At 58.5% G+C, this 22,507-nt stretch carries 27 protein-coding genes; 14 read left to right on the plus strand and 13 right to left on the minus strand.

Annotated features, from left to right (window positions below):
- Nucleotides 1–36 precede the first annotated feature (36 nt).
- A complete protein-coding gene (locus tag J0G10_RS05645; RefSeq protein WP_093436299.1) occupies nucleotides 37–363 on the minus strand; it encodes a DUF3565 domain-containing protein in 327 nt (108 codons plus the stop codon).
- Here J0G10_RS05645 and J0G10_RS05650 point away from each other — a divergent pair.
- The 3 genes from J0G10_RS05650 (at nucleotide 332) to J0G10_RS05660 (ending at nucleotide 2,721) form a co-directional block, all read left to right on the plus strand.
- Nucleotides 332–817 carry an FKBP-type peptidyl-prolyl cis-trans isomerase gene (locus J0G10_RS05650; protein ID WP_008085027.1) on the plus strand — a complete coding sequence of 162 codons (486 nt, stop codon included), beginning with the start codon at nucleotides 332–334 and terminating at the stop codon, nucleotides 815–817. The genes J0G10_RS05645 and J0G10_RS05650 overlap by 32 nt on opposite strands.
- A 123-nt stretch (nucleotides 818–940) precedes the next feature.
- Nucleotides 941–1,423 (plus strand): glutathione peroxidase, encoded by a 483-nt coding sequence (locus tag J0G10_RS05655; RefSeq protein ID WP_095049765.1) that lies wholly within the window; start codon nucleotides 941–943, stop codon nucleotides 1,421–1,423.
- Between the two features lie 194 nt (nucleotides 1,424–1,617).
- Nucleotides 1,618–2,721 (plus strand): NADH:flavin oxidoreductase, encoded by a 1,104-nt coding sequence (locus J0G10_RS05660; RefSeq protein ID WP_093436019.1) that lies wholly within the window; start codon nucleotides 1,618–1,620, stop codon nucleotides 2,719–2,721.
- A 108-nt stretch (nucleotides 2,722–2,829) separates the two neighbouring features.
- On the opposite strand, the gene J0G10_RS05665 is transcribed toward J0G10_RS05660, so the two are convergent.
- On the minus strand, nucleotides 2,830–4,029 hold the full coding sequence (locus J0G10_RS05665; RefSeq protein ID WP_095049767.1) for a glycosyltransferase family 4 protein: 1,200 nt from the start codon (nucleotides 4,027–4,029) through the stop codon (nucleotides 2,830–2,832).
- Nucleotides 4,030–4,145: 116 nt separating this feature from the next.
- Here J0G10_RS05665 and J0G10_RS05670 point away from each other — a divergent pair, with 116 nt between their 5' ends.
- Nucleotides 4,146–4,721, plus strand: a complete 576-nt coding sequence (locus tag J0G10_RS05670; RefSeq protein WP_095049768.1) for a hypothetical protein — start codon at nucleotides 4,146–4,148, stop codon at nucleotides 4,719–4,721.
- 27 nt (nucleotides 4,722–4,748) lie between these two features.
- Here J0G10_RS05670 and cysZ read toward each other — a convergent pair whose 3' ends face one another.
- Entirely contained in the window at nucleotides 4,749–5,504 is a 756-nt protein-coding gene (gene cysZ / locus J0G10_RS05675) for a sulfate transporter CysZ (RefSeq protein WP_220557880.1), read from the minus strand.
- A gap of 311 nt (nucleotides 5,505–5,815) precedes the next feature.
- On the opposite strand from cysZ, the gene trxB reads away from it, so the two are divergent.
- Nucleotides 5,816–6,778, plus strand: coding sequence for a thioredoxin-disulfide reductase (gene trxB, locus J0G10_RS05680; RefSeq protein ID WP_007912350.1), 963 nt, complete (start codon nucleotides 5,816–5,818; stop codon nucleotides 6,776–6,778).
- A 171-nt stretch (nucleotides 6,779–6,949) separates the two neighbouring features.
- Here the strand turns inward: trxB and J0G10_RS05685 are convergent, their stop codons facing one another.
- From J0G10_RS05685 to J0G10_RS05710, 6 genes are all read right to left on the minus strand, one after another.
- Nucleotides 6,950–7,288 carry a HopJ type III effector protein gene (locus tag J0G10_RS05685; protein WP_095049771.1) on the minus strand — a complete coding sequence of 113 codons (339 nt, stop codon included), beginning with the start codon at nucleotides 7,286–7,288 and terminating at the stop codon, nucleotides 6,950–6,952.
- Nucleotides 7,281–7,577, minus strand: a complete 297-nt coding sequence (locus J0G10_RS05690) for a DUF1244 domain-containing protein (RefSeq protein ID WP_093436032.1) — start codon at nucleotides 7,575–7,577, stop codon at nucleotides 7,281–7,283. Before J0G10_RS05690 ends, J0G10_RS05685 begins: the two co-directional genes overlap by 8 nt.
- A 96-nt stretch (nucleotides 7,578–7,673) precedes the next feature.
- On the minus strand, nucleotides 7,674–8,045 hold the full coding sequence (gene folX, locus J0G10_RS05695; protein WP_007914273.1) for a dihydroneopterin triphosphate 2'-epimerase: 372 nt from the start codon (nucleotides 8,043–8,045) through the stop codon (nucleotides 7,674–7,676).
- A complete protein-coding gene (gene folE, locus J0G10_RS05700; protein ID WP_220557883.1) occupies nucleotides 8,046–8,606 on the minus strand; it encodes a GTP cyclohydrolase I FolE in 561 nt (186 codons plus the stop codon). It abuts the gene before it with no gap.
- Nucleotides 8,607–8,626: 20 nt separating this feature from the next.
- Nucleotides 8,627–9,337, minus strand: coding sequence for a dihydromonapterin reductase (gene folM, locus J0G10_RS05705; protein ID WP_093436042.1), 711 nt, complete (start codon nucleotides 9,335–9,337; stop codon nucleotides 8,627–8,629).
- Nucleotides 9,338–9,470: 133 nt separating this feature from the next.
- Nucleotides 9,471–10,037 (minus strand): antibiotic biosynthesis monooxygenase, encoded by a 567-nt coding sequence (locus tag J0G10_RS05710; RefSeq protein ID WP_093436046.1) that lies wholly within the window; start codon nucleotides 10,035–10,037, stop codon nucleotides 9,471–9,473.
- Nucleotides 10,038–10,251: 214 nt separating this feature from the next.
- On the opposite strand from J0G10_RS05710, the gene J0G10_RS05715 reads away from it, so the two are divergent.
- Nucleotides 10,252–11,211: a MerR family transcriptional regulator gene (locus J0G10_RS05715; RefSeq protein WP_095049773.1), complete on the plus strand. Its 960-nt coding sequence runs from the start codon at nucleotides 10,252–10,254 to the stop codon at nucleotides 11,209–11,211.
- A gap of 3 nt (nucleotides 11,212–11,214) precedes the next feature.
- Here the strand turns inward: J0G10_RS05715 and J0G10_RS05720 are convergent, their stop codons facing one another.
- Nucleotides 11,215–11,820, minus strand: a complete 606-nt coding sequence (locus tag J0G10_RS05720; protein WP_016987019.1) for a hypothetical protein — start codon at nucleotides 11,818–11,820, stop codon at nucleotides 11,215–11,217.
- A 54-nt stretch (nucleotides 11,821–11,874) separates the two neighbouring features.
- Nucleotides 11,875–12,351, minus strand: coding sequence for a PAS domain-containing protein (locus J0G10_RS05725; RefSeq protein WP_095049774.1), 477 nt, complete (start codon nucleotides 12,349–12,351; stop codon nucleotides 11,875–11,877).
- A gap of 154 nt (nucleotides 12,352–12,505) precedes the next feature.
- Here J0G10_RS05725 and J0G10_RS05730 point away from each other — a divergent pair, with 154 nt between their 5' ends.
- Entirely contained in the window at nucleotides 12,506–12,961 is a 456-nt protein-coding gene (locus J0G10_RS05730; protein ID WP_095049775.1) for a flavodoxin, read from the plus strand.
- On the opposite strand, the gene J0G10_RS05735 is transcribed toward J0G10_RS05730, so the two are convergent.
- Complete coding sequence (locus tag J0G10_RS05735; RefSeq protein ID WP_220557884.1) at nucleotides 12,951–13,838, minus strand: LysR family transcriptional regulator; 888 nt, start codon at nucleotides 13,836–13,838, stop codon at nucleotides 12,951–12,953. The genes J0G10_RS05730 and J0G10_RS05735 overlap by 11 nt on opposite strands.
- A 95-nt stretch (nucleotides 13,839–13,933) precedes the next feature.
- Between J0G10_RS05735 and J0G10_RS05740 the strand changes: the two genes are divergently transcribed.
- From J0G10_RS05740 to J0G10_RS05760, 5 genes are all read left to right on the plus strand, one after another.
- Complete coding sequence (locus J0G10_RS05740) at nucleotides 13,934–14,320, plus strand: CidA/LrgA family protein (RefSeq protein WP_095049777.1); 387 nt, start codon at nucleotides 13,934–13,936, stop codon at nucleotides 14,318–14,320.
- Nucleotides 14,310–14,996 (plus strand): LrgB family protein, encoded by a 687-nt coding sequence (locus J0G10_RS05745; RefSeq protein WP_095125407.1) that lies wholly within the window; start codon nucleotides 14,310–14,312, stop codon nucleotides 14,994–14,996. Before J0G10_RS05740 ends, J0G10_RS05745 begins: the two co-directional genes overlap by 11 nt.
- 131 nt (nucleotides 14,997–15,127) lie before the next feature.
- A complete protein-coding gene (locus tag J0G10_RS05750; RefSeq protein ID WP_093436071.1) occupies nucleotides 15,128–15,910 on the plus strand; it encodes a class II aldolase/adducin family protein in 783 nt (260 codons plus the stop codon).
- Nucleotides 15,910–16,812 carry an alpha/beta fold hydrolase gene (locus tag J0G10_RS05755; RefSeq protein ID WP_220557886.1) on the plus strand — a complete coding sequence of 301 codons (903 nt, stop codon included), beginning with the start codon at nucleotides 15,910–15,912 and terminating at the stop codon, nucleotides 16,810–16,812. Before J0G10_RS05750 ends, J0G10_RS05755 begins: the two co-directional genes overlap by 1 nt.
- A gap of 225 nt (nucleotides 16,813–17,037) precedes the next feature.
- On the plus strand, nucleotides 17,038–17,949 hold the full coding sequence (locus J0G10_RS05760; RefSeq protein WP_095049781.1) for an SDR family oxidoreductase: 912 nt from the start codon (nucleotides 17,038–17,040) through the stop codon (nucleotides 17,947–17,949).
- Between the two features lie 48 nt (nucleotides 17,950–17,997).
- On the opposite strand, the gene J0G10_RS29940 is transcribed toward J0G10_RS05760, so the two are convergent.
- Complete coding sequence (locus J0G10_RS29940; RefSeq protein ID WP_245398022.1) at nucleotides 17,998–18,621, minus strand: hypothetical protein; 624 nt, start codon at nucleotides 18,619–18,621, stop codon at nucleotides 17,998–18,000.
- 669 nt (nucleotides 18,622–19,290) lie between these two features.
- Between J0G10_RS29940 and J0G10_RS05770 the strand changes: the two genes are divergently transcribed.
- Both J0G10_RS05770 and J0G10_RS05775 read left to right on the plus strand, forming a co-directional pair.
- Nucleotides 19,291–21,084 carry a DUF1302 domain-containing protein gene (locus tag J0G10_RS05770; RefSeq protein WP_095049782.1) on the plus strand — a complete coding sequence of 598 codons (1,794 nt, stop codon included), beginning with the start codon at nucleotides 19,291–19,293 and terminating at the stop codon, nucleotides 21,082–21,084.
- A 23-nt stretch (nucleotides 21,085–21,107) separates the two neighbouring features.
- Nucleotides 21,108–22,475, plus strand: a complete 1,368-nt coding sequence (locus J0G10_RS05775; protein WP_220557888.1) for a DUF1329 domain-containing protein — start codon at nucleotides 21,108–21,110, stop codon at nucleotides 22,473–22,475.
- Nucleotides 22,476–22,507: the final 32 nt, after the last annotated feature.

The following is a 22,507-nucleotide window of genomic DNA, read 5'->3' on the forward strand; positions in this document are numbered from 1 at the left end:
AATGGCGATCGCCTATAGCTGACGACCTACCGAAATTCAGTCGCCAAGGTTATCGCTAACCGAGCCTTGTGCGCACCAACCGCAGGCAAAGGGTTGGCCTATTTTTTCAATACGTTGCGCCGGGTCCAGCACCCAGGCGCGCGATTGCCAGGGCGGCTGATGGCGCAGGTGCTGGGTGTGGCCACAGGAAAGCTCGACGACCCAGTGACCGTCCTCGTCCTGATGAAAGCCTGCGATCGTCGAAACCCGTTTGTCCGGGTTGTGTTCGCTTTCGCGCGATTGCTTCGCTAAACTTGGCCTTTCTATATTCTTATGCAAAAGGTCTCGCCCCATGCTGATCGCCGCCAATAAGGCTGTCTCCATCGACTATACCCTGACCAACGACGCTGGTGAGGTCATCGACAGCTCCGCCGGCGGCGCTCCGCTGGTCTACCTGCAAGGCGCAGGCAACATCATCCCGGGCCTGGAAAAAGCTCTGGATGGCAAAGCTGTTGGTGACGAGCTGGAAGTTTCCGTTGAGCCGGAAGACGCTTACGGCGAATACGCCGCCGAGCTGGTCAGCACCCTGAGCCGCAGCATGTTCGAAGGCGTTGACGAGCTGGAAGTCGGCATGCAGTTCCACGCTTCGGCGCCGGACGGCCAGATGCAAATCGTCACCATCCGTGACCTTGACGGCGATGACGTGACCGTTGATGGCAACCACCCACTGGCCGGTCAGCGCCTGAACTTCAAAGTGAAGATCGTTGACATCCGTGATGCCAGCCAGGAAGAAATCGCTCATGGCCACGTCCATGGCGAAGGTGGCCATCACCACTGATTTTCTGCGCTAAGCTTCGAGTACTGGAGAGGCGCCTGCGGGCGCCTTTTTAGTCCGCGGCTGTCCTTGGTGACCTCGCCAAGTGGCTGTTTCGAGTAGAACACGGGAATCTTGGAGTTCGTCATGAGTGCTTTTCACGACCTTAAGTTGACAGCCCTGGATGGTCAGGAGCTACCGCTGGCGCCGTTCAAGGGCCAAGTCGTGCTGGTGGTCAACGTCGCCTCCAAATGCGGCTTGACCCCACAGTACGCGGCGCTGGAAAACCTCTATCAGCAATACAAAGGCAAAGGTTTCAGCGTGCTGGGCCTGCCGTGCAACCAGTTTGCCGGCCAGGAACCAGGTACCGAACAGGAAATTCAGGATTTCTGCAGCCTCAACTATGGCGTGACGTTTCCGTTGTCGAGCAAGCTTGAAGTCAACGGTCATGATCGTCACCAGCTCTACCGTCTGCTGGCGGGCGAGGGCGCGGAGTTTCCTGGGGACATCACCTGGAATTTCGAGAAGTTTCTGCTCGGCAAGGACGGCCGCGTGCTGGCGCGGTTCTCGCCGCGCACGGCGCCGGATGATCCGACCATTGTGCATGCGATTGAAAAAGCGCTGAGCTGAAACAGCAAGATCAAAAGATCGCAGCCTTCGGCAGCTCCTACAGGTGACCTCAAACCCCGTGTAGGAGCTGCCGGAGGCTGCGATCTTTTGCTTTGCGTCTTTTAATCCTTAATCACCCAAATCAATAGTGCTGTTCAAAGGGTTCGCGTCTCCATATTATCGCCGTCATAAAGCCTTTTCTGTGGAGTCCTTCGATGCCCGTTCAAGCCTTGTTCAAACCGTTCCAACTCGGTGCCCTCGAATTGCCGACCCGCGTGGTCATGGCGCCGATGACTCGCTCCTTTTCCCCGGGCGGCGTGCCTAATTCGAAAGTCATCGAGTACTACCGTCGTCGCGCCGCCGCGGGCGTTGGCCTGATCATCACCGAAGGCACCACCGTCGGCCACATTGCCTCCAACGGTTATCCGAACGTACCGCAGTTCTTTGGCGACGCGCCATTGGCCGGCTGGAAGAAAGTCGTCGACGCGGTTCACGCCGAAGGCGGCAAGATTGTTCCGCAACTGTGGCACGTGGGCAGCGTGCGCCGAATCGGCACCGAGCCGGACGCTAGCGTGCCGGGTTACGGTCCGTCGGAAAAAATCAAAGACGGTCAGGTCGTGGTGCACGGCATGACTAAACAAGACATTCAAGATGTGATCGCAGCCTTCGCCCAAGCGGCCAAAGATGCACAGAGCATCGGCATGGACGGCGTGGAAATCCACGGCGCCCACGGTTATCTGATCGACCAGTTTTTCTGGGAGGGCAGCAACCAGCGCACCGACGAATACGGTGGCAGCCTGGCCAACCGTTCGCGCTTCGCCATCGAACTGATTCAAGCGGTGCGTGCGGCGGTCGGTGAAGGCTTCCCGATCATCTTCCGTTTCTCGCAATGGAAACAGCAGGACTACACGGCGCGTCTGGTGCAAACCCCGCAAGCGCTGGGTGAATTCCTCAAGCCGCTGTCTGACGCAGGCGTGGATATTTTCCACTGCTCGACGCGCCGCTTCTGGGAGCCGGAATTTGACGGTTCCGAGCTGAACCTGGCCGGCTGGACCCGCAAACTCACGGGCAAGCCGACCATCACCGTTGGCAGTGTTGGCCTTGATGGTGAGTTCCTGCAGTTCATGGTCAACACCGACAAGGTCGCACAACCGGCCAGTCTGGAGAATCTGCTGGAGCGTCTGAATAAAGAGGAGTTCGATCTGGTGGCGGTGGGGCGTGCGTTGCTGGTCGATCCGGATTGGGCGCAGAAAGTCCGCGAAGGGCGTGAACAGGATATTTTGCCGTTCAGCCGTGAGGCGTTGATGACGCTGGTTTAACCAGCGGCTGTACTGACGCCATCGCGAGCAGGCTCACTCCTACAATTGGAATGCATTCCCCTGTAGGAGTGAGCCTGCTCGCGATAGCGGTCTCCAAGTCGCCTGGATTCAAGGCAATGTCTGCGCATTCGGCACCACTTGCTCCCCCACACAAGCCCCGCGCAAATGCTTTTCAAACTGCTCGATAACCGCCGGCCAGCCCTGGCGACTCGCATGCTGGCGCGCATTCAGGCGCACGCAGCGCAACCTCTCATCCTCTTCCAGCAACCATGCCGCCGCCTCGCAAAAGGCTTGCTCATCACCAGGCATCGCCAGCACGCCGTTGTAGCCATGGCGAATATGCTGCGCCGCCGCAGCCTGATCGTAAGCCACCACACCCAGTCCCGAGGCCAGTGCCTCCAGCACCACATTGCCGAAGGTTTCGGTCAGACTCGGAAATAGAAACAAATCACCAGACGCATAGTGCGCCGACAACGCTTCACCGCGCTGCGCACCGCAGAAAACCGCCCCGGGCAAATCCTTTTCCAGCGCCAGCCGTTGCGGTCCGTCACCGACCACGATCAGTTTCAGATTGCGCTGTGGATAAGTGTCACGCAGGTTTTCGAAGCAGCGTTTGAGCAGGCCAAGGTTCTTCTCCGGCGCGAGTCGTCCTACGTGAATCACCGCAATGTCCTGCTCGGACAGGCCCCATTGCTCACGCAAGGCATTCAGCCGTTTGCTCGGATGAAACAACTGGCTGTCCACACCACGCGACAACAGCGCCAAGCGCTCGAAATGCCGCCGTTCCAGTTCCAGGCGCTGGCTGACGCTCGGCACCAACGTCATGGCCGAGCGATTGTGAAACCAGCGCAGATAATGCGTGAGCATCCGCGTCAGCAGACCGAGCCCGTATTGGCTGGTGTATTGCTGAAAATTGGTGTGAAAACCGCTGACCACCGATATCCCCAAACGGCGCGCCGCACGCAGCGCCGACAACCCGAGCGGGCCTTCCGTGGCGATGTACAACACGTCGGGACGCTGGCGCTTCCAGCGCCGCAGCAGTTTGTGCATCGACGACTGACCCCATTGCAGCCCCGGATATCCCGGCAACGGCCAGCCCCGACACAGTAGCAGCGCGTCATCTTCACTGCGCTGCGGATCACCGGCCTGACGCGGCCGCACCAGTTCAACCTGATGCCCACGCGCGCGCAGTCCATCGCACAAGCGGCCAAGGGTATTGGCCACCCCGTTGATTTCCGGTGGGAAGGTTTCGCTGATCAGAGTGATATGTAGAGCTGTCGTCATGACCCCAGTGTCGACTGAGGCCATGTCGTCATTGTGTCGAGTTGATGATGGATTGATGACAGTCACTGGCCCCGCTGGGCTCAATATTTTCGCCAGTCGGTCGTTAGCCTTGATTGAACGTTTGAACCAAGGAAATGGCTATGGCGGAAAATGTCTACGCGTCCCCTGAGGCGAATCTGTTGAACGAAGATGTGCAGGCTGCGGGATTTTACGTGGTTGCCAGATGGAAATTCATTCTGCTGTCGGTGCTCAGTTTTGGCCTGTATTTCTATTATTGGTCGTACAAAAACTGGAGCCTGTACAAGCAGCGGACGCAGGAAGAGCTGTGGCCTGTGGCGCGCGGTATCTTCTATATATTTTTCGTGCACAGGCTGTATCGTCATGCAGACAAAACGATTCACGACAGCGGCCGAAAATCCAGCTGGGATCTTGAGCAGTGGGCAACGGTGTTTGTTGTATTGACGTTGCTTGCAGTGGTGCTCGATAAACTATCGAGCCATTTCGAAGGCTTGTTGTACCTGAGTTTGTTTGCTATGGCACTGCTGCCGCTCAGAGCTTATGTCGCCAGTGAAGGCCAGCAACTGATCAACCTGGCCGCCAACGATCCGCAAGGCTTGGGCAACAACCGCCTGAATGCCTGGAATTTTTTGATCATCGTTCCAGGCATCGGCCTGTGGGCATTGGTGCTGATCGGGACGTGGAGCTTTTTCCACTGAGGCAGCGGCAAAACAACAGCGTCTGGCTCAGGCCTTTTCCTGAGCCAGCACCTCGCCACCGCGCTCACGCACCCAGAACAACGTCGCGCCGGCCACAGCCGCCGGCATCATCAGGATGTTGACCACCGGAATCAGCAGCACCAGATAGACGATCCCGCCGAAACTCATGCTCTGCCAGCGCTTCTGCCGCAGCCAGGCGAGCATCTCGTTCCAGCCGAGTTTGTGGTTGTCCGCCGGGTAGTCGATGTACTGGATCGCCATCATCCACACGCCGAACAACAGCCACAGCGGTGCAGCAATGATATTCACCACCGGGATGAACGAGAGAATGAACAGTCCGATCGCCCGTGGCAGGAAGTAGCCGAGTTTGCGCATTTCCCGGGCGAGGGTGCGCGGGACCATCGCGATCAGTTCGCCCCAGCTGAACGCCGGGAAGTCATCAGTGCCGCGTACCACCACTTCGACTTTCTCGGCAAGGAAGCCGTTGAACGGTGCGGCGATTACGTTGGCCAGCATGGTGAAAGTAAAGAACACCATCAGCGCCACTAGCACTACAAACAGTGGCCAGAGGATGTAGCTGAGGAAACTCAGCCATTCGGGCAGCGAGGGCATCAGCGTATCGACCCACAGGCTGAACTGGTGGCCGGCCAGATAAATCAATCCGACGAACAGCACCAGGTTGATCGCCAGCGGCAGCAAAACGAACAGGCGCAAGCCAGGGCTGAGAACCAGTTTGAGGCCTTCGCGCAGGTATTGCGGGCCGCACAGAACAGGGGCGGGCATAAGGTGCTCCGAGCAAGGGAAAACGCGCCGACCTTACCGGCTTTGCAACGACGGCGAAAGCGCGGTAGAGCGATCGACATTCACTGTAACAAAGACGTCCATCTCGTCAGTGTGTCGGCATAGAGACCACCTATGAGCTGGATTGTTAAACCGTATTTCCTTAATCTTGCCCCCCTCGATACGCTGCACCCAACTTTTTACAGGACTGTCGAGCTCAAGCCTTCCCCAAGGTTTTCCACGGTCCTTTTTTATTCCCGCCGGCAGTCCGGCGATCCGTGCCAGTTTTTCGGCCCGGTCAACAGGAGCAGGTCATGTCTGAAGTCCGTCATTCGCGAGTGATTATTCTCGGTTCCGGCCCTGCCGGTTACAGCGCTGCGGTATACGCGGCTCGCGCCAACCTCAAGCCACTGCTGATCACCGGCATGCAGGCTGGCGGTCAACTGACCACCACTACTGAAGTCGACAACTGGCCGGGCGACGTTCACGGCCTGACGGGTCCAGCCCTGATGGAGCGGATGCGCGAGCACGCCGAGCGTTTTGAAACCGAGATCGTTTTCGATCACATCAACGCCGTGGACTTCGCTGCCAAGCCGTACACCCTGACCGGCGACAGCGCGACCTACACTTGCGACGCCCTGATCATCGCCACCGGTGCCAGCGCGCGTTACCTGGGCCTGCCATCGGAAGAAGCGTTCATGGGCAAAGGCGTTTCCGCCTGCGCAACCTGCGACGGTTTCTTCTACCGCAACAAGCCTGTTGCAGTGGTCGGCGGCGGCAACACCGCTGTTGAAGAAGCACTGTACCTGGCCAACATCGCCAGCACCGTGACCCTGATCCACCGTCGCGAAACCTTCCGCGCCGAGAAGATCCTGATCGACAAGCTCAACGCTCGCGTCGCTGAAGGCAAGATCATCCTCAAGTTGAACGCCAACCTCGACGAAGTGTTGGGCGACAACATGGGCGTGACCGGTGCGCGCCTGAAGAACAACGATGGCAGCTTCGACGAAATCACCGTCGACGGCGTGTTCATCGCCATTGGTCACACCCCGAACACCTCGCTGTTCGAAGGCCAGTTGACCCTCAAAGACGGTTATCTGGTGGTGCACGGCGGCCGTGAAGGCAATGCTACGGCGACCAGCGTCGAAGGCATCTTCGCTGCTGGTGACGTGGCTGACCACGTTTACCGTCAGGCGATCACCTCGGCCGGCGCCGGCTGCATGGCGGCACTGGACACCGAGCGTTACCTGGACGGTCTGCAGAACGCTTCGTTCTAAATCGCAGACATAAAAAAACCGGCCAGATTGGCCGGTTTTTTTGTGCCCGATCGTTCCCACGCTCTGCGTGGGAACGCAGCCGGGGACGCTCCGCGTCCCAATGGACGCAGAGCGTCCGATGAAGCATTCCCACGCGGAGTGTGGGAACGATCAGATAGTGTTGGATCTGTATCAGCGGCGGGTCAGGGGTTGAGCGGTGAATTTGACGCCGGCCAGACCATGCTGGATCAACGCACGGATATTGCCGTGATCACTGCCCTCAGGTGTCGCCACTACCGAGCGGTAATGCTCGCCGAACGCCAACAGCGCTTCTTCATCGCTCAGGCCTTCCAGCAGCGCCAGACCCAGGGTCTTGCAAGAACCTTCGTTCTGCCCGGCGGCGTTTTCCACGCCACCGTTGTTGAACGCCTGCGGCTGATAGTCGTAACCGGCGGCGATGAAGGCCAGCGTGTCGGCGAAAGCGTGTTCGCCGCTCTTGAGGCTGGTGCGCAGGGTGTTCAGATCACTCATGGGTTTTTCCTTTGGCGAACGCGGCTTGTTGCTCGGCGTTGGCTTCTTGCTGAAATTGGGCTTTCCACTCGGCGTACGGCATGCCGTAAACCACTTCGCGGGCGTCGTCGAGGCTGATCTCGATCTGGCGCTCGTCGGCTTCGGCCTTGTACCACTTCGACAGGCAGTTGCGGCAGAACCCGGCAAGGTTCATCAGGTCGATGTTCTGCACGTCCTTACGGCTGTCCAGGTGGGCGACCAGGCGGCGGAAGGCGGCAGCTTCGAGTTCGAGGCGTTGTTGCTCGTTCATGGGAGTCTCTGCGAGACAGCTTCAAGCGACGAGCTTCAAGCTGCAAAATGGGTGGCGGTGATACGAAGTTTACAGCTTGCCGCTTGAAGCTTGAAGCTAGCGGCTCGCTGCAAGCGTGATTGACACCGACTCGGCAAAACGCAGCGCGTGCGGCTTGTCGACTTCGACTTCGGCATACAGCACTGAACCGTTGCTCATCACCAGGTCGAGCAACTCCTGCGTCAGGCGTTCGAGCAGCGCAAAGCGGTTGCCCTCGACGTGGGCGATGATCGCTTTGGTGATCGTGCGGTAATTCAGCGCGTGGTCGATATCATTGTCACGCACCGCCTCCTGCGCGGCGTACAGAATGGTCAGGTTGATCAGCACATCCTGCTTGTTGAGGATTTCGTCCTCGTTGATCCCGATAAAGGTGCGCAAGCGCAGATCCTTGACCCGGATGCGCGCCATTCCCGGCTGAAGTTGTGGCATTTACTTGCTCCGTCCAATCAATTGCAGGAACTCCTGGCGGGTGTTGCTCGACTCGCGGAACGCGCCGAGCATGACCGAGGTGTTCATGGTCGAATTCTGTTTCTCGACACCGCGCATCATCATGCACATGTGTCTGGCCTCAATGACGACCGCGACGCCAGCGGCATCGGTGACCTGTTGCACTGCGTCGGCGATTTGTCGGGTGAGGTTTTCCTGAATCTGCAGGCGCCGGGCGAACATGTCCACCAGTCGCGCGATTTTCGACAGACCCAGCACCTTGCCCGTCGGAATATAAGCCACATGGGCCTTGCCGATGAAGGGCAGCAGGTGATGTTCGCACAAAGAATACAACTCGATGTCGGCGACGATGATCATCTCTTCACTGTCCGAGGCAAACAGCGCGCCGTTGACGATCTCATCGACGCTCTGTTCGTAACCATGACACAGGTATTGCATGGCCTTGGCCGCGCGCACCGGTGTGTCTTGCAGTCCTTCGCGGTCGGGATCTTCACCCAGGTCAATGAGGATTTCGCGGTAATTCTCGGGCAGTGAGCGGGTCATGGACATCCTCGCGAGTCGGCTTACTTGACGTGCCGTCCGCCGTTGACGGTCAGGGTCGTACCGGTGACATAGGGATTGTCGAGCAGATAGCGCAGGCTCTGGTAGATCACTTCGCTGCCGGGTTCGATGCCCAGCGCGGACTTGGCCAGTGCCTTGGCGCGGTACGCCGCGTCGTCGTCGGGGTTGAACAATAGCAGGGCCGGGGCGATGCCGTTGACCTTGATGGTCGGCGCATAGCGGGCGGCGAAGGATAGGGTCAGGCTGTCGAGCCCGGCTTTGCTGGCGCAATAGCCAATGTGCTTGCTGCTGCCCTTGCGGGTGACATCGTCGCTGATATGAATGATGTCGGCGGGCGTCGAGTGCTTTAGCAGTTCACCGCAGTGCAGGTTGATCAGGTACGGTGCGAGCATGTGCAGATTGAACATGCGCGTGAAGGCTTCGGCTTCGCTGCCCGGGGTTTCGGCCAGCCACTCGGAGGCGTTGTGCACGATGGCGCGCAAGCTGTCGGTGTGGGTTTTCAGTTCGGCGATGAAAGCGAGAATCGCGGCTTCGCTGGAAAAGTCGGCGAACAGGCCGAGGGCGCCCAGATCGCGCAGCGTTTGCACGCCGGGGCGTTCGCTGCGGTAAGTGAAGATGACGCGATAGCCATCCTCGAGCAGCCGCTGCGCACAATGCAGGCCGACACGCTGGCCGGCACCGGTGATGAGGATCGGGGCTGAGGAATCAGGCATGAACGGCTCGCATCGCGGTTGGAGCAAAAACTATAACAGCGACGAGCCCGAAAAGATCGCAGCCTGCGGCAGCTCCTGCCCTGGTCTGTGTTCAGTCCTGCAGGAGCTGTCGAGTGCAACGAGGCTGCGATCTTTAATGTTTCTGAGGTGTCGCCGATACAGGCAGTCGTACCGGCGTACTGTTCAGCCAGTTCGCCAGCAATCGGGTCGACAGCGGAATAAAGAAGTAAACCATCAGCGGGGTCAGGCACGCCGTGCTGATCAACATACGCGGCAACAGGCTCAGTTCTGCGAGCAACGGGCCGAGGACAAAGTTGAACAGCAGTGACACCGGAAAGAACGCCAGCCAGATCGCGACGGCCTGTTTCCACCGTGGAGGACGTTGCCCGGCAGCGCCGAACCAGCCTTCGATGCCACTGACTCGATGTTCTTTCGGGTGGGCAAACAGGTCGCTGCCACGGCTCAGCCACGCGGTACGTGAAACCGAATGCTCCCACGCATGCAACGTCTGCTCATCGACGAAGCGGAAGATGATCTGGAATTCGTTATCGCCGGGCGGCGGAGCGAGCACGCCAGAGCCCAGGTAACCGGGGAAATCAGTGGCCAGTTGTTCGCCTTCGCGCAGCCAGGCGATCAAGTCCTGATAACGGCCATCAGCGACGCGACGGGCAACCATCAGCGTGACAGGGGAAGTAGACATTATGTATCTCCGTATTTCAGTTGCGTCGCTCCGGGTAGGAGTTTCGCCTGACGCAGGGCCGGGGTAGAGGCCTGCGTTTTTCAACAAGCAAGGATTATTCCGGTTTTTCCCGATTAAACCAGCGACTTTCGTCGCATTTCTGCACTTGATCGCAATCGGGACATAAGCGTTAGAATGGGATCCAAATATCTCCGACATGGAAGTTGAACACCCTATGCCTGTCATCACGGACGCAAAGCCTGCTTTGCAGACATCCTCTGCGCTCGAGCGCGAGGATCTGTTCCCTATCCGTGAGGTCGCACGCCTGACAGGTGTAAACCCGGTGACCTTGCGCGCGTGGGAGCGGCGCTATGGTCTGATTCAGCCGACACGCACCGAAAGTGGGCATCGGCTCTATTCGATGACCGATATCGAGCGCGTGCGCAGCATCGTCGACTGGATTGATCGCGGGGTCGCCGTGAGCAAGGTCGGCAAGATCCTCGCCAAGACCGAACCGATGAAAGTATTGGCGCACATCATCCCGGATGACTTGGTGCAGGCGGATTATCTGCAATGGCAGGAGCAGATCCAGCAGGCGGTCAGTGCGTTCGACGACCAGCAACTGGACCGCGTCTATGGGCAGATTTTCTCTTCATACTCATTGCCGGTGGTGTTTCAGGACATCCTCATGCCTTTGTGGCTGCAATTGTTGCAGCGCCAGGAGGCTTTCGGGCAAACCAGCGAGTGGCTGTTCTTCGATGGATTCCTGCGGGCGCGGGTATTGCAGCGGATCGTCATGCTGCGTGGTACGCAACCGCGCCGAGTGATCGTCAGCGCGCTGGCCGGGCAATGTCGAGAGCTGGAGTTGTTGGTGGCGGCGCTGTTTCTCAGCGACAGCAATTCCGGTGTTCGGGTGCTGACGACAGGTCAGCCATTCGATGAGCTGACGTTGGTGTGCGAAAAGATCAAACCTGATGCACTCGTGCTGTTTTCCAATCACGCGCCCAGCGCCGAATTGCCTCGGCGTTTGAACCGGTTGGCATTGAGTCTCGATTGTCAGTTGATGCTGGCGGGCGACGCTTCGGATCTGGCGCAGGACAGCCTGGCCGGATCCTCTGTTGCCTGTCTGGGCAATGAAGGCGCGAACATGCGTCAGCGCATGCTGCAGTTTCTGGCCGGCAATCTGGATACCTGAAACTCAGGTGTGAAGGGCGGGATGCGTCAGGCGATGTTGCTGCAGGATGAACTGGCGCAGACGCTCGGTTTCATCGGTGTCGGTCTGGCTCAGTTCGTAGGCGTAGAAGCCGCTCTCGGTTTCCCGTTCGAAATTGCCGCGCAATGAAATCCGCTCGTAACCCGAAGGGCTGAACCACAGGGCGAAATGCTTGGGCGGTTTGGTCTTGTTGCGCACTTCCAGCAGCACACCTTTGTGCGAAACCTCGTGGACCCATAAGGTACCCGGCTGACCTTTGGCGTTTTCCAGAGCTACCGGCTCTTCGAGAGTCAAACGCCATGGCCGCACCATCGGGCCGTCTTCGTAAATACTCGGTACGCCAAGACGCAGGTGCAACGCGTGAAACTCGTCTTCGACCAGATGCAACGGGAAGGTCATCTGCTGATTTTCGAAGTTGGCCTGAATGGTCACTTGCTCGTGAGCGGCCAGACGCGTGAGCAAATCACGGATCTGCGAACCGCCGTTAACCAGCAGACTCGACGTCGCATCCCGCACGTTCAGTTGCGGGTTGTGCTGCATGGTCTGGATGAAATCCAGCTCATCCTGAGTGAGGAGGGCGTCGCGCTGCATGGCTAACTCGAAAGATATAGATACAAAGTCATTGGTGATTGTAGTTAATGACACTTAGTTCGCGATTTTGTTTTGACCGTTTGTCGCTTTCAATGCAGCCAGTTCTGCTTTGAGGGCAACGACCTCAGCTTCCAGTTGAATCACGCGCTGTTGTGCCTTGACCTGAACGGTGACGTCCTTCTGCACGCCAACGAAATATGTCTGCCCGTCTTCGACGTTTTTCACCGTCGAAATCGACAGTTCATTCCAGAACGGCGTACCGTCCTTGCGATAGTTACGCAGGATTTCCCGGCACGAGCCGCCGTTATCCAGCGTCTCGCGAATCAGTTTCAGGCTGTCCTGATCGCGGTCTCCAGACTGCAGAAAGCGGCAGTCCTGATAGAGGATTTCCTCACTCGTGTAGCCGGTCAGTCGTTCAAAGGCCGGGTTCACATAGATCAGGATATCGTTCTGTTCACCTTCTTTCTCCGCGACCACTATCCCGTCATTCGACGCATTGATCACCATTTGCAGCAGACTGGCGTTGATCATCTTTGAATCCTTTCAGAGTTGTCAGTGGCAGGCATTCTAGAAGAACCGCACGGCCTGTCTACTGGCCATTACCGCCAATTGAGATCCAGTCGCAGCTTTGCGCTTGAGACTGTTACTATCGCGGCTCTTTTTTTTCAGTTTCAGGATCAGATTGATGAAAGTCGCCATCCTCTCCGGTTCGGTCTACGGCACCGCCGAAGAAGTCGCCCGTCACGCCGAGAATCTGTTGAAAGCCGCTGGCTTTGAAACCTTCCACAACTCGCGCGCCAGCCTGGCCGACATCCAGGCGTTCGGCCCTGAAGCATTGCTTGCGGTGACCTCGACCACCGGCATGGGCGAATTGCCCGACAACCTGCAACCGCTGTACTCAGCGATTCGCGACCAGTTGCCCGCCGCACTGCTCGGTTTGCCGGGCGCAGTGATTGCCTTGGGCGACGCCAGTTACGGCGACACTTTCTGCGGCGGTGGCGAGCAAATGCGTGAACTGTTCGGCGAGCTCGGTGTGCGCGAAGTGCAAGAGATGCTGCGCATCGACGCCAGCGAAAGCGTCACCCCGGAAACCGACGCCGAGCCTTGGCTGGCGCAGTTGATCGACACGCTCAAGGGCTGATTCCACGCTCGCGCAACAGCGCCAGCCATGCCTGCGCCGCTTTTGACAGATACGCGCCGCGCCGCCAGATAAACGCGATATCCCAACGCAGATAATCCGGCGCGCGTAAGGTCAGGCGCACCACGCCTGGCCGCACCAGACCGCGTGCAACCACGCTGGGCAGCAGCACCACGCCTTGCCCGGCGGCCACCAGCGCCGCAAGAAAATCCGCCTGACCGCTGCGCCCGCCTTCCTTCGGCGTAAAGCCCAGTTGCTGGCACGCCTGCAGCAAGCGGTCGTTGAGCACGAAGCTGCGCTGATAGAGCAGAAAGGGCGTCTCGGCCAATTCCTCCAGACCGATTTCACCTCGATCGGCCAGTGGATGATCCACCGGCAGCAGGGCGTCGAGTTGCTCATCGCAAAACGGCTGACAGTCGAATTGCGGATCCTTTGGCAACAGACTGCCGCCCAACTCCAGTTCACCGCTCAGCACAGCCTGCTCGATGTTGCGGCTACCGCCCTCGAGCAACTGGATGCTGATATTCGGATAGCGCCGCCGGTATTCGGCAAACAGTTCGGCGAATAGCGCGTCGCTGCCGAGTAATGGCAGGCCGAGGCGCAACTCTCCGCGTGCCAAATGACTCAGGTCATCCAGCTCCGCGAGCAGTTCGTTGTGCAAGCGCAGCATGCCTTCGGCCCGTTGCAGCACCACGCTGCCAGCGGCCGTCAGGCGCAATTGCGAACCCAGCCGCTCCAGCAAAGGCGTGCCGAGACTTTGTTCCAGTTGCGCGATCTGTTTGCTCACCGCTGACTGGCTGATGTGCAGGGTTTTTGCGGCTTGGGTAAAACCGCCTTGATGCATGACTTCGACAAAGCTGCGCAGTTGTTTGAATTCCATTGTCCGATTCCATTTTGGAATGGTGTTGAGTCTAACAATTCGCTTCGGGGATGGCAGGGCGCTTCGTAAAATAAGCGCCTGTCTGGAGCAAAATCATGAACGCCGTCCCGCTCAAACATCTGTCTCGTCTTCTCGCTGAACTCGCTGTATTGCTCGGCCTCTACTTGCTCGGCTGCCAACTCGCGGTCTGGCTGGCGTGGCCGATTCCTGGTGGTGTGATCGGTATGGCGCTGTTGCTGCTGGCCTTCGCCTTTGGCTGGATAAAACCCGCCGCCCTGCAATTGGGCGCAGGGTTGCTGATGGCCGAGATGTTGTTGTTCTTCATTCCGGCGCTGATGAGCCTGCTCGACTATGGCGCACTGTTGCGCAATGACGGCTGGCGAATCCTGTTGGTGATCGCCGCCAGTACATTGATGGTCATGCTGGTGACGGCTTTCACCGTAGAACTTGCCGTGCGCATGAGGCGTTCCCATGAAGCTTGAATGGATGCCGATGTTCTGGCTGGCCTTCACCCTGTTGGCGTACCTGTTCAGCCGCTGGATTTATCGGCGCACTGGGCACTACGTGTTGTCGCCGCTGATCCTGGTGCCGGCGTTGCTGTTGGCGCTCGCTGTGCCGTTGCACACCGCTTATGCCGAATATTCCAGCAACACCCATTGGCTGATGCGGGTGCTCGGCCCGGTCACTGTCGCGTTTGCTGTGCCGATCTGGCAGCAGCGGCGCTTGCTGATGCGGCATTGGTCGGCGCTGCTGTTGGGCATGGTTGCCGGCAGTGCGGCGTCGATCGGCACTTCATTCTGGCTGGCCAGGGCGCTGGCGCTCGACAGCTCGGTGACGCTGTCACTGGTGCCGCGTTCGATCACCACACCGTTCGCCATGCCGCTGGCGCAGGACCTCGGCGGCGTGCCGGAGTTGACCGCGGTATTCGTGATGTTCACCGGTGTGTTCGGGGCGATGCTCGGCGGCGTGTTGTTGAAGTGGTTGCCGTTGCGCAGTGCCTTGGCGCGCGGCGCGTTGTTCGGGGTTGGCGCGCATGGTGCCGGTGTCAGTCGGGCCCATGAAGTGGGCGGCGAAGAAGGCTCTGTCGCCGGGCTGGTGATGGTTTTGACCGGGTTGCTCAATCTGTTTGCCGCGCCTTTGTTGGCGTCGTGGCTTTGACATGGATCCAAGGAGTTTGCCTGGCTGACCCGCTCAGTCATCAAGCTGGCTGGCAATGCAACTACGCAATGCTCTGCGCCTGACTAGACTGCTCGTACGTGCAGAACAATAAGAACGCAGAGGTGCATACAGTGAGCGTAGCCCCCGTCCAATCGTCCCTTAATGTCAAAGACCAGGTCAGTGCCGCAGAGTGGCAGACCCGTGTCGATCTCGCCGCTTGTTATCGTCTGGTCGCGCTGCATGGCTGGGACGATCTGATCTTCACCCATATTTCCGCCAAGGTGCCGGGCACCGAAGATTTCCTGATCAACCCGTTTGGTCTGATGTTTCATGAGATCACCGCGTCGAGCCTGGTGAAAGTCGATCAGGCCGGCAACAAACTCATGGACAGCCCTTACGAAATCAACCCCGCCGGCTACACCATCCACAGCGCCGTGCACGAAGTGCGGCACGATGTGGTTTGCGTGCTGCATACCCACACCGCTTCCGGTGTCGCGGTGTCGGCGCAAAAGCAGGGCGTGTTGCCGATCAGCCAGCAGTCGCTGTTCGTGCTTTCGAGCCTGGCCTATCACGGCTACGAAGGCGTGGCGCTGAACCACGAAGAGAAGGCGCGCCTGCAAGCCGATCTTGGCGAGAACAATTTCCTGATGCTGCACAACCACGGTCTGCTGACCTGTGGCGGCACCATCGCCGACACTTTTCTGATGATGTTCACCTTCCAGCGCGCCTGCGACATTCAGGTCATGGCGCAAACCGGTGGCGCTGAACTCATCGCCATCGAACCGCAAATCCTGGCAGGCGCCAAAGCGATGATCGCCGGTGTCACCAAAAGTGCTCAAGGCATGGGTGGCGCGCTGGCCTGGCCAGCGTTGCTGCGCAAACTCGATAAACAAGACCCCGGATATAAACTCTAATGCCTCTTGCCGAGATTCCTCTGTGTGTCTGGCGTAAACGCAGCCAGACGTTTGTTTTTCGTGGCCAGCCGATCCGCTATTGGACGGCGGGGCAGGGTGAGCCGCTGTTGCTAATCCACGGTTTCCCGACCGCCAGTTGGGATTGGCATTATCTGTGGCAGCCGCTGGCCCAGCGATATCGAGTGATTGCCTGCGACATGCTGGGCTTTGGTGATTCGGCCAAACCGCTCAATCACACCTACAGCCTTTTGGAGCAGGCTGACCTGCAGCAGGCATTGCTCGCGCATCTGCAGGTCGGGCAACCGGTTCACTTGCTTGCTCACGACTACGGCGACAGCGTTGCCCAGGAACTGCTCGCCAGGCACTACGAAGACAAGATCGAGATCGCCAGTTGCGTGTTCCTCAACGGCGGGTTGTTTCCGGAAACCCATCGCCCGGTGCTGATGCAGAAACTGCTGCTCAGCCCGTTGGGCTGGATGATCGGTCGTGCGTTCACTCGCGATGCTCTGGTGAAAAGCTTCCGGCAGATCTTCGGCCCGCAAACCCGGCCGAGCGAAAGCGAGCTGGACGATTTCTGGAGCCTGGTCGACAGCAATCGCGGGCCACGGATCATGCACAAGTTGATCAGCTACATTCCCGAACGCCGTGTGCAGCGTGATCGCTGGGTGACGGCGATGCAGCGCGGCGAAATCCCGTTACGGGTGATCGATGGCGAAGTCGATCCGATTTCCGGGGCGCACATGGTCGAGCGTTACCGTGAATTGATCCCTGACGCCGACACGGTGTTGCTGCCGGGCATCGGCCACTATCCACAGACCGAGGCGCCGGTGCAGGTGCTCAAGCTTTATCTGGAGTTTCGCGATCGTTTTGTGCTGCCACCGCGCAAAGTCGCCTGCTCCTGAAAGATCAAAAGATCGCAGCCTGCGGCAGCTCCTACATTGAATTTGTGTAGGCGCTGCCGCAGGCTGCGATCTTTTGATCTTTTGATCTTTTGATCTTTTGATCTTTTGACGCCTTCATCATCCCCCAACCTTATCGCACACCATTCAGCCTCAGCCGTGTTCGTTGTGACCAAAAGCCGCGTGCCTGACACTCGGGGTCATTACTGGCCTGCTGGAGTTGCTGCGATGAATGAGTCTGTGCGTTTCGAAGAAAAAGTCGTCATCGTCACCGGAGCCGGTGGTGGCCTCGGACGCGCCCACGCATTGCTGTTCGCCAAACAGGGCGCCAAAGTGTTGGTCAACGACCTCGGCGGCTCGACCCAGGGCGAGGGCGCCAATGCGTCCGCTGCCGACCGCGTCGTCGCCGAAATCCGCGAGGCCGGCGGCATTGCCGAAGCCAACCACGACTCAGTCACCGATGGCGACAAATTGGTGCAAAACGCCCTTGATGTCTTCGGTCGCGTCGACGTCGTGGTGAACAACGCCGGGATCCTGCGCGACAAGACCTTCCACAAAATGGACGACGCCGACTGGGATCTGGTTTACCGCGTCCACGTCGAAGGCGCCTACAAAGTCACCCGCGCCGCGTGGCCACACCTGCGCGAGCAAAACTACGGCCGGGTAATCTTCACCGCCTCGACCTCAGGCATCTACGGCAACTTCGGCCAGTCCAACTATGGCATGGCCAAACTGGGTCTTTACGGTTTGACCCGCACCCTGGCCATCGAAGGTCGCAAGAACAACATCCTCGTCAACGCCATCGCGCCTACCGGCGGCACCCGCATGACCGAAGGCTTGATCCCGCCGCAAGTATTCGAGCAATTGAAGCCAGAACTGGTCAGCCCGCTGGTGGTATATCTGGCTAGTGAACAATGCCAGGAAACGTCAGGGCTGTTCGAAGTCGGTGGCGGCTGGATGGGCAAGGTGCGTTGGGAGCGCAGCCTCGGTGCCGGCTTTGATCCGCACGTAGGCTTCTCGCCGGAAGATGTCGCGGCGCACTGGCAGCAGATTTGTGATTTCGAAGGGGCGGCGCATCCGAAGGACAATATTGAGGCGTTGAAGGAAATGATGGCGAATTTGCAGAAGTATTCGCTTTAAGAAACGTTTGAGCCTCGCTGCGCTCTGGATGCGGCGAGGCTCCTTCTATTACTCCTCGTACCGCTTATCAATCATGAATTCCGGGATTTCCCAGTTTGGACCCGGAATGGCAACAGCCGCATTACCCTCAGCCAGTACACCCTCACGAAATAATTCCTCGTATGTTCTCCACAATTCACCGCGCGCGATAACTTCAAAACGATAACGTCCGAACAGTGTGTCGATGGAGGGAAATGCCAAACCGATAGCCAAAACTGATAACAAATCTCTGAGATTTTCTTGCCTGACAGCTTGTTCGAGTTTGGCAGTCGAACTCTTGGATCTGCTGACGCATTCAAATGCTTCCAATTCTTGTTTTTTCGCCGCGTCGATGGCCTCTTCCGTATAGCGTAATGACTCATCGTCGCTCAGTTTGAAGTCTTCAAGTTTGGCGGTATGGAGGTTATTCCAAAGGGACGGATTACTTTTGGGAATGTAGTCGTCGGCGAATCCCATCGCTCTGAATCGCTCCATCATTCGAAGTGAATAGGCATAGAACCGTCGATCGGTATCGGTCATCTCGAGCTTGCGCTCCAGTATGGCGTCAAGACGCTTGATCATGATGAGGTTGGCTGTAGACCCTTTTCCTTCAATTTTTATTTCGGCGCCCTCAACAAAACTTTGCTCCAACATTCGTTTTGCTCACTGCGAATTTTTCGGTTTGCGGAGCAATTAACCTACATCAGCTTTCGAACGGAAATATCTGCATCAATCGTCAGTAATGACCTGCCTGGTTGTATGAATAATGTGGAAAGCGGTTTGATAGCTTGGCATTAAAAGACCAAAAGGATATTTCCTACAGCAATGGGGGGATCTTCCCGCTGATGCAGGTGAGGTGAGTAAAACGGCGCCCATAAAAAAGGCCGCTGCAAACGCAGCGGCCAAGGTAAGACGTTGGATCAAGGAGCTACAAATCAACGTCAGTGAACACCGGGGCGATAAACCGAAGTCTTCGATTCATCTGAAATCTGTCAGCAATGGCCTGAGTCGCTCAAAGGCCAGTGCTTCGTGCTTTGCGGCGTGTCCCGTGAAAGCGCGTTCAGAATAAGGTGTTGAACACGTAGGAAAAATACCGATTCCGGACATGCACTGTTGCGGGGCACGTAACAGTCCCATGTGCTGATGTGCACCATGCGCGGCACTGATGATCTTCCATCCAGCCGATCCATGAACGGCGCAAAGCCCCGTCGTTCAAGGCCATTCATCCTTTCGAGCGACAACACGAATACCTCCTTGGTGCGCTTATCGACGCGGTTGCCCGGCAGTAGGGTGGGGCCTTCTGTCACTCACCGGGGAAGACGCATGACAAAAACAACAATGCGCGCCATCTTCACACCGCAGGCGCTGGCCGCCGCGGTGGCTTTGGGTTGCTGCGCCCAGGCGCACGCGGTTGCGTTCAACATTGGCGAGATCGAGGGCACCTTCGATTCGTCACTGTCGATCGGTGCGAGCTGGGGCATGCGCGATGCCGACAAGTCGCTGGTCGGCACGGTCAATGGCGGGACCGGGCAATCCTCGACCGGTGATGACGGGCGTTTGAATTTCAAGAAGGGTGAGACCTTCTCGAAGATCTTCAAAGGTATTCACGATCTTGAACTCAAGTACGGCGACACCGGTGTGTTCGTGCGTGGCAAGTACTGGTATGACTTCGAGCTGAAGGACGAAGACCGCGAGTTCAAGCCGATCAGCGACAGCGGACGCAAGGAAGGTGCGAAGTCCTCCGGCGCGCAGATTCTTGATGCGTTCGTCTATCACAACTATTCCATTGCCGATCTGCCAGGCACCGTGCGCGCGGGCAAGCAGGTGGTGAGTTGGGGCGAAAGTACGTTTATCGGTAACTCGATCAACAGCATCAACCCGATCGACGTTTCAGCGTTTCGTCGTCCCGGTGCCGAGATCAAGGAAGGTCTGATTCCGGTCAACATGCTGTTTGGCTCCCAAGGCCTGACCGATCAACTGACCGTTGAAGGTTTCTATCAACTGGAATGGGACCAGACCGTTCTCGACAACTGCGGCACTTTCTTCGGGGTCGATGTGGCGGCGGACGGTTGCAACAACGGCTACACCGTTGGCAACCCGGCGATTGCGCCGTTTGTGCCGCTGACCCAGGCCTTTGGCCAAGGTATTCAGGTCACCCGTGAGGGGGTGGTGATTCCCCGTGGCGGCGACCGTGATGCGCGGGATTCCGGGCAATGGGGGACGGCGTTGCGCTGGCTCGGGGATGACACCGAATATGGCCTGTACTTCATGAACTACCACAGCCGTACGCCGGCGGTAGGCACAACCACGGCCGGTCTTTCGACGTTGGCGGCATTGCCGGGCATGGTCGGGATCGCCAATGGCCTGGCACCCGGCAGCGGTTCCGGCCTGGCGCAGAGCGTGATGCTCGGGCGCGGTGGCTACTACCTCGAATACCCGGAAGACATTCGCCTCTACGGCGCGAGTTTTTCCACCACGTTGCCCACCGGCACTGCATGGACCGGCGAGATCAGCTACCGCCCGAATGCACCGGTGCAGGTCAACACCAACGACCTGACGCTGGCGCTGCTCAACCCGATTGCCGGTGGCGCTGCTTCGCCGATCGCCACCACTGCGGGAGCCGACAACAAAGGCTATCGGCGCAAAGAAGTCACGCAAATCCAGAGCACCCTCACGCACTTTTTCGATCAGGTGTTAGGCGCGGAACGCCTGACCGTGGTCGGCGAAGCTGCGGTGGTGCATGTCGGTGGCCTGGAGTCGCGCAGCGAGCTGCGTTATGGCCGCGATTCGGTGTATGGCCAATACGGTTTCGGTGGTGATACCGACGGTTTCGTCACCTCGACCTCATGGGGCTACCGTGCCCGGGCGATCCTCGATTACGCCAACGTGATCGGCGGGGTCAACTTCAAACCCAACCTGTCGTGGTCGCATGACGTCGCCGGTTATGGCCCCAACGGCCTGTTCAACGAAGGTGCGAAAGCGATCAGCGTCGGCGTCGATGCCGACTACCGCAACACCTACACCGCAAGCCTCAGTTACACCGACTTTTTCGGTGGCGACTACAACGTCCTCGAAGACCGTGACTTCGTCGCCCTGAGCTTCGGCGTGAACTTCTGATCTGCCCGAGAAGGATGAATGCAATGCGCAAAATGATTCTGCAATGTGGTGTGCTGGCCCTGAGTCTGCTGGCGGCCAACGTGATGGCTGCGGTGTCGCCGGAGGAGGCCAACAAACTCGGCACCAGTCTGACGCCGCTCGGCGCCGAGAAGGCCGGCAATGCTGACGGTTCGATACCGGCATGGACCAGCGGCATCCCGAAAAACGCCGGGGCGGTGGACAGCAAAGGCTTCCTCGCCGACCCGTTTGCCAATGAAAAGCCGCTGTTCACCATTACTGCTTCCAACGTCGACAAGTACAAGGACAAGCTCTCGGACGGGCAGGTGGCGATGTTCAAACGCTACCCGGAAACCTACAAGATCCCTGTCTATCCGACCCACCGCACGGTCGCCGTGCCAGCGGAAATCTATGAGTCGGCCAAACGCAGCGCGCTCAATGTCACCAGCATTAACGATGGTAATGGCCTGGCCAATTTCACTGGTAACCGCTACTACGCCTTCCCGATTCCGAAGACTGGCGTGGAGGTGTTGTGGAACCACATCACCCGATATCACGGTGGTAACCTGCGGCGCATCATCACCCAGGTGACCCCGCAGACCAACGGCAGCTACACGCCGATCCGCTTCGAAGAAGAGATCGCCGTGCCACAACTGATGAAGGATCTCGACCCGGAAAAAGCCGCCAACGTGCTGACCTTCTTCAAGCAGTCGGTAACGGCGCCGGCACGTCTGGCCGGTAACGTGCTGCTGGTTCACGAAACCCTCGATCAGGTGAAGGAACCGCGTCTGGCGTGGATCTACAATGCCGGCCAGCGCCGCGTGCGTCGGGCGCCGCAAGTGGCCTATGACGGCCCGGGCACCGCCGCCGATGGCCTGCGCACGTCGGACAACTTCGACATGTTCTCCGGCGCTCCGGATCGCTACGACTGGAAACTGGTCGGCAAAAAGGAAATGTACATCCCGTACAACAGCTACAAACTCGATTCGCCGAAGCTCAAGTACGACGACATCGTCAAGGCCGGGCATATCAATCAGGACCTGACCCGTTACGAACTGCACCGCGTCTGGGAAGTGATCGGCACGGTCAAACCGAGCGAGCGGCACATCTACGCCAAGCGTCACATGTACATCGATGAAGACAGCTGGCAAGTGGCGCTGGCAGACCACTACGACGGTCGCGGGCAACTGTGGCGTGTCGCCGAAGGTCACGCTCAGTACTACTACGATCATCAGGCGCAGGCCTACACCCTCGAAGCGCTCTACGACATCATTGCCGGTCGCTACATTGCCCTGGGAATGAAGAACGAAGAGAAGCACAGTTTCGAGTTCGGCTTCGAAGCCAAGGCTGCCGACTACACGCCAGCGGCCTTGCGCGCAGAGGGCGTGCGGTAACGGTTGTGATACACAAGCGAGGCAAAAGGCGA

The organism is Pseudomonas germanica (assembly GCF_019614655.1).
In the GTDB taxonomy this organism is placed as follows: Bacteria; Pseudomonadota; Gammaproteobacteria; order Pseudomonadales; family Pseudomonadaceae; genus Aquipseudomonas; species Aquipseudomonas neuropathica.